This window comes from Serratia sp. 22278, assembly GCF_052045405.1.
Classification (GTDB): Bacteria; Pseudomonadota; Gammaproteobacteria; order Enterobacterales; family Enterobacteriaceae; genus Serratia; species Serratia marcescens.
The window spans coordinates 1-4,408 of the sequence record NZ_JBQEOW010000028.1 but is presented as its reverse complement, the minus strand read 5'-3'; the positions used below and the strand labels follow the sequence as shown (position 1 = coordinate 4,408).

The window sequence follows — 4,408 nt, the reverse complement described above, 5'->3', positions numbered from 1 at the left end:
GGGCGGGCGCGGCTGCCGGGCAGGTCGATCAGCGCCACGTCGGCGGGCAGGCCCGCCTGCGCCGTCTGCGGCAGACCGGTGGTCACTTCGGCGGTCAGCCAGGCCAGATCGCTCAGCGCGATCTCCCGTTCACCGCCGTGTTCGGCCATCACGACGATTGCCGTGTTTTCCGGTGCGGCGCTCGCGGTCAGCAGCGTCAAGGCGCGGCGCGGGGCATGAACCCGCCGGCTGTCACCGAGGGCATGCAGCGTATGTGCCAGCTGGCGATAATGCGTCGTCAGCGTCGTTTCCTCTCCCCACAGCGGTGCAAACAGGCGCGCGCGATCGTCGATGCTCAGCTGCGGCGCCAGCGCCACGGCCTGCGGCCAGAAATGCCTGTCCAGCGTCTGTTGCCCCTTGTCGCCGTGGCGGCGTTGGCTATCCCACAGCGCCAGCACATCGCTGTCGCTGAGGCCGTCGGGGGCGACGGCTTGGCGGTGACGTGCCAACGTTTGCAGATGGCCGGCGATCGCGCGGGCGTCCCAGTCCAGCCGGAAGCCGCCCATCGCGGCGGCATCGAGCGTGATGGCCAGCCACTGCGCTTCATTGAGCAGGGCGAGGGCGATCGGATACTCGGCGGGCCCCGCCTCGGCCGCCGTGCAGTAGCGCACCGCGAGCGAAAGGTCCGCGCTGAAGCGCTTTGCGCCAGGGGCCAGCGCCGCCAGCAGGTGGGCCTTGGCGGCGGCGTTGTGGCCATACAAACCGATGGCGACCTGCGCAGGCTGGGTGTTTTCCAACTGGACGGCGCGATTATGGCAACGGCGCAGGCGCAGCGTCAGGCGATCCGCCTCCTGTTCCAAACGGGCGGACTGCCGGCGCGCGGCGTCCACCCAGTCGATCGCCTGCAGAATGCCGGCGCTGAGCGCGTTATTTGGGGCTGATTGGACGGTGGTATTCGCTTTCATCGTGGGTAAATGCTCCCGCTGTCTATCCAGTAGTGGGTCGCGCCGGAGGCGCTGGCAGCCAGGGTATTGAGTTTCAGTTGCAGATGGTGCGCCGGGACGGCACTGCCGTCGGCCAGCACCGCCTGCGCGATCTTGACGCTTTCGGCGCCCTGTTCGGCGCTGGCTGTGATGGCCAGCCGCAGGCCGATCACCGCGTCACCGGCCAGCTTACGCGCCAACTGGGCGTCATTGATGGTCAGCGTATAGAGCGGCGAGGCCGGCCAACGTTCGTTGTCCAACTGGCGGAAGCCCAGGCGCAGCGGGCCGCGCAGCTGGAAGCTGCCGGCGGGATCGAGCGCGAAATCGGCGCGATCCAGATCGATGTCGCGGTAATAGACGTTATCGTCCGCCAGCATGTTGTTGCCGTCCAGCATGCCCAGATAGCGAATGGTGGAGTAGGGCTGGAAATCCCCGACGTTGAAGTAAAAGCTCTCCAGCCGCAGGTCGATTGCCAGCAGGCACAGCATGGCGCCCACGGCGGCGGTGGATTTTGGGTTGTCGATACGGCCGCGTTTGTTGAACGGGTACCAGCTGCGGGTGTGATACCCCTCCAGCGGCAGAATGCGGCTGGCGGGCAGCGGCTGCAGGTGGCGCAGCAGCGCCTGCACGCCGGGGAAGCGCGCCGGGCGGCCGGTCAGCAGCAGCACGTCGCAGGTGTACAGCGCCACCACCTCAGCCAGTAGGCGCAGGCAGCGGCCGATGCCGATGCGATCGGACAAGAAGGCGGCGTGCAGATCGGCCAGGCGGATCACCAGCGGGGTGTGCAGGATATCGAAGGCGTTGCTGTCAGCTTCGCGCTGCACTTCGCCGTTGATAAACGCCAGCACCTGCGGCGTCGGCGGCTGCGGCAGCAGATCGCCCAGGCTGGCGGCGATTTCCGCCCGGCTGTCCAGCGGATCGTATTCTTCATAGGCGCTGAGCAGCGCGCGTCCGGCGGGCATGAAGATCTGCAGCGCGGCCTGCTGACGCAGGGTGGAAAGCCCGTCCATGCGTCCTTCGTTGCCGAACAGTTTGCCCATCAGCGCCGCGGCGGCGCTCACGCCGGCGGCTTCGAACGCCTGTTGCACGGCGGGCAGAACAAATTGCTGGATGATGTCCAGCAGGATGTCGTCGCCGGCGACCTTAAAGCCCTCGCGGAACAGCAGGCGCGGGTTGATTTTGATGTTGTTGCCCACGCCGTCGTCGAGCGAGTAGTGCGTGATCGCCAGATCGGTGGTGCCGCCGCCGATGTCGATGGAGGCGATGCGCAGCGTTTTGCCCGCTTGTTCGCTTGGCGCCAGCGGCCGGTCGGGCCGGGCCATGGCGGCGAAAAAGGCGTCGGTGCGGCCGGCGAAGTTCACTTGGGTTTCGTTGTACAGATAGACCATCTGGCCGCAGGTGGCCTCGTCCCACTCCATCTGCACCTGCGGCGCCGGGAAGCGGGTGCGCGCGCCGTCGAACGGCGCATCCTGCGGGTGCCAGCCGAGGGCCTTCCACACCAGCCCGATCGCCTCCTGCATGCGGCGGCGGAAAATCTCGCGCTCCGGCTTCGGCATCGCCGAAGGCAGCGTCAGAATGATGGCGCGCAAACGGCGCGGCGCGGCGGCGTTCGGCATGCGGCTGCGCTGTGCGATGCTGTTGATCTGCATCAGCGCCTGCGCCAGCAGCTCGCTCAGCATCAGGCTCATCACCGCGCTGCGGCTGTAATGGGCGGCGAATACCGGCAGCCGTTGGGACGTCGGCAGGGCGGACAGCGGCACGCCCTCGTCGTTGATCAAGGTGGTCAACGGCGCGGCGGCGGCCATCGGCTCGTGCCGTTCGTTGAAGCGCCAGCCGGGCGCATAGCGCTCCTCGTCCCACAGATAGCGCCGTGGGCTGGAGATGCCGGTGGTGCCTTCATGCCCTTCGCGTCGCTGCGCCAATTGCGCGGCTTCACGGCCGACGCGGGTGATGGACGGCCATTGGAAGGCGTCGTCGCGTCCACTCTGGAAGGACAGATGCGGCTTGCCGAACGAGGCCCGAGAAAACTCCACCCGGCTCTCGAACAGTTCGTTGTAGACGCAGTGCGGTTCGGACAGCGAGCGCAGCTGCAGCTCATAGGTTTGCTTCAGGCCGTTGCTCTCTTCCGGATGGTCCTCGACCAGCACGCCGCAGGTGTGAGAATTGCCGACGTCCAGCACCAGATCGACGTCGATCGCCGGCTGTTGCAGCGTCGCCGCCGCCATTTTTATCTGCGGTACCGTCAACTGATGGCCGAGCATGTGCAACAGGTTGAGGTAGTGCGCCTGATACTCGAAGGTTTTCAGCCCGGCGTTGATCTCCGCCTCGGTGCGCTGTTCCCGCTCGGCGGCGCGCTGGCTGAACGCCTCGCGCAGCCAGCCGTCCACCCAGGTCAGATCGAGGAACTCGCCCAGCTCGTGGTTGCGGTGCGCCAGCGCGAAGCTGAGGCCGGCGCCGAGATCGCTCTCGCTTGGCGCCAATGCTTCCTGGCCGGGCGCGGCGGCGCGGGTGTCGAAGGCCAGCACCACCCGCAGCAGGTTGCCGTCCTGATCCGGTTCATCCAGCTGCACCACCTGCAGGCGCGCCCAGTTGTCCGGGCCCGACAAAAACAGGCCCGCCGGGGTGTGGCGCAAGAAGGGCAGCGGCAGCCAGAGCTTATCCAGCAGGTGCAGCGACTGCTGCAGCGGATAACTGAACTCCGGCCGCACCACTTCGGCGGCCTGGTCGCCCACGGCCGGCAACTGGTATTTGCCGCTCTCGGCCTCCCATTGCAGGCGCAGCAGCGGGCCGCTGGCGGTCTTGCGCACGAATTTGCCGGGAAACTCGGCGTCCAGTCGCGGCGTCAGGGCAAAGTCCAGAAACTGAATGCCGCTGTCCTGAATCAGCGTAATGCCGTGTTTGTAGTCAGTTAGGGGGGCCAGCATCATTTACTCTCGCGCTTGAACGTCATGGGATAGGTGGTGTCCGCATCGTAGCGGCCGGTGCACTCCGCCGCGCCGGTTTCGCCCTGGCGGCAGACGATCTCCGGGATCTGGTAGCGGCTGCCGTCGCTGCAGCGCGCCTTGGTGCGGCTGTTGATCACCAGATTGCCGGACTGCATCAGCCCGGCCTCGACCGCCGCCCGGCAGGTGACGCCGTCGCCGTAGGCGATGACGGCGCTGCCTTTGCCCGCGTTCAGGCGGTATTGCAGGCTGGGGCGCTTGCCGGTGATCGGATCTTTCAGCGCCACCGTGGCGCGCCATTTGCCGTTAAGGAAACGGGTGGAGCCAGCCTTCACCGCCTCGGGCGGCAGCACCAGCGCATTTTTGTCCAGCGGTTGCGGGATGGCCGGCGCCGGGGGCGGCGGCATCAGCGTGGCGTGCGCCAGCGGCAAGCGCAGCTTGGGCAATGGCGTTTCTTCGCGCAGTGGTCGGTGTGCAGGATCACCGGCACGCCGTAGTGTTCAG

2 protein-coding genes and 1 pseudogene are annotated in these 4,408 nt (G+C 67.2%); all 3 read right to left on the bottom strand.

The window, feature by feature from the left end:
- Window positions 1–944: virulence factor SrfC family protein (locus tag ACTJJ6_RS23520; RefSeq protein ID WP_440827451.1), on the bottom strand; the 944-nt coding region annotated here is incomplete at its 3' end.
- Entirely contained in the window at window positions 941–3,886 is a 2,946-nt protein-coding gene (locus ACTJJ6_RS23515; protein WP_240430260.1) for a virulence factor SrfB, read from the bottom strand. The genes ACTJJ6_RS23520 and ACTJJ6_RS23515, both read right to left, overlap by 4 nt.
- Window positions 3,886–4,356: pseudogene (locus tag ACTJJ6_RS23510) on the bottom strand (SrfA family protein); the annotation flags it as partial. The pseudogene ACTJJ6_RS23510 and the gene ACTJJ6_RS23515, both read right to left, overlap by 1 nt.
- Window positions 4,357–4,408: the final 52 nt, after the last annotated feature.

Bases quoted from the DNA above. Each gene is read 5' to 3' on its own strand.
- ACTJJ6_RS23515 (WP_240430260.1), bottom strand. From the start codon at position 3,886: ATGCTGGCCCCCCTAACTGACTACAAACACGGCATTACGCTGATTCAG.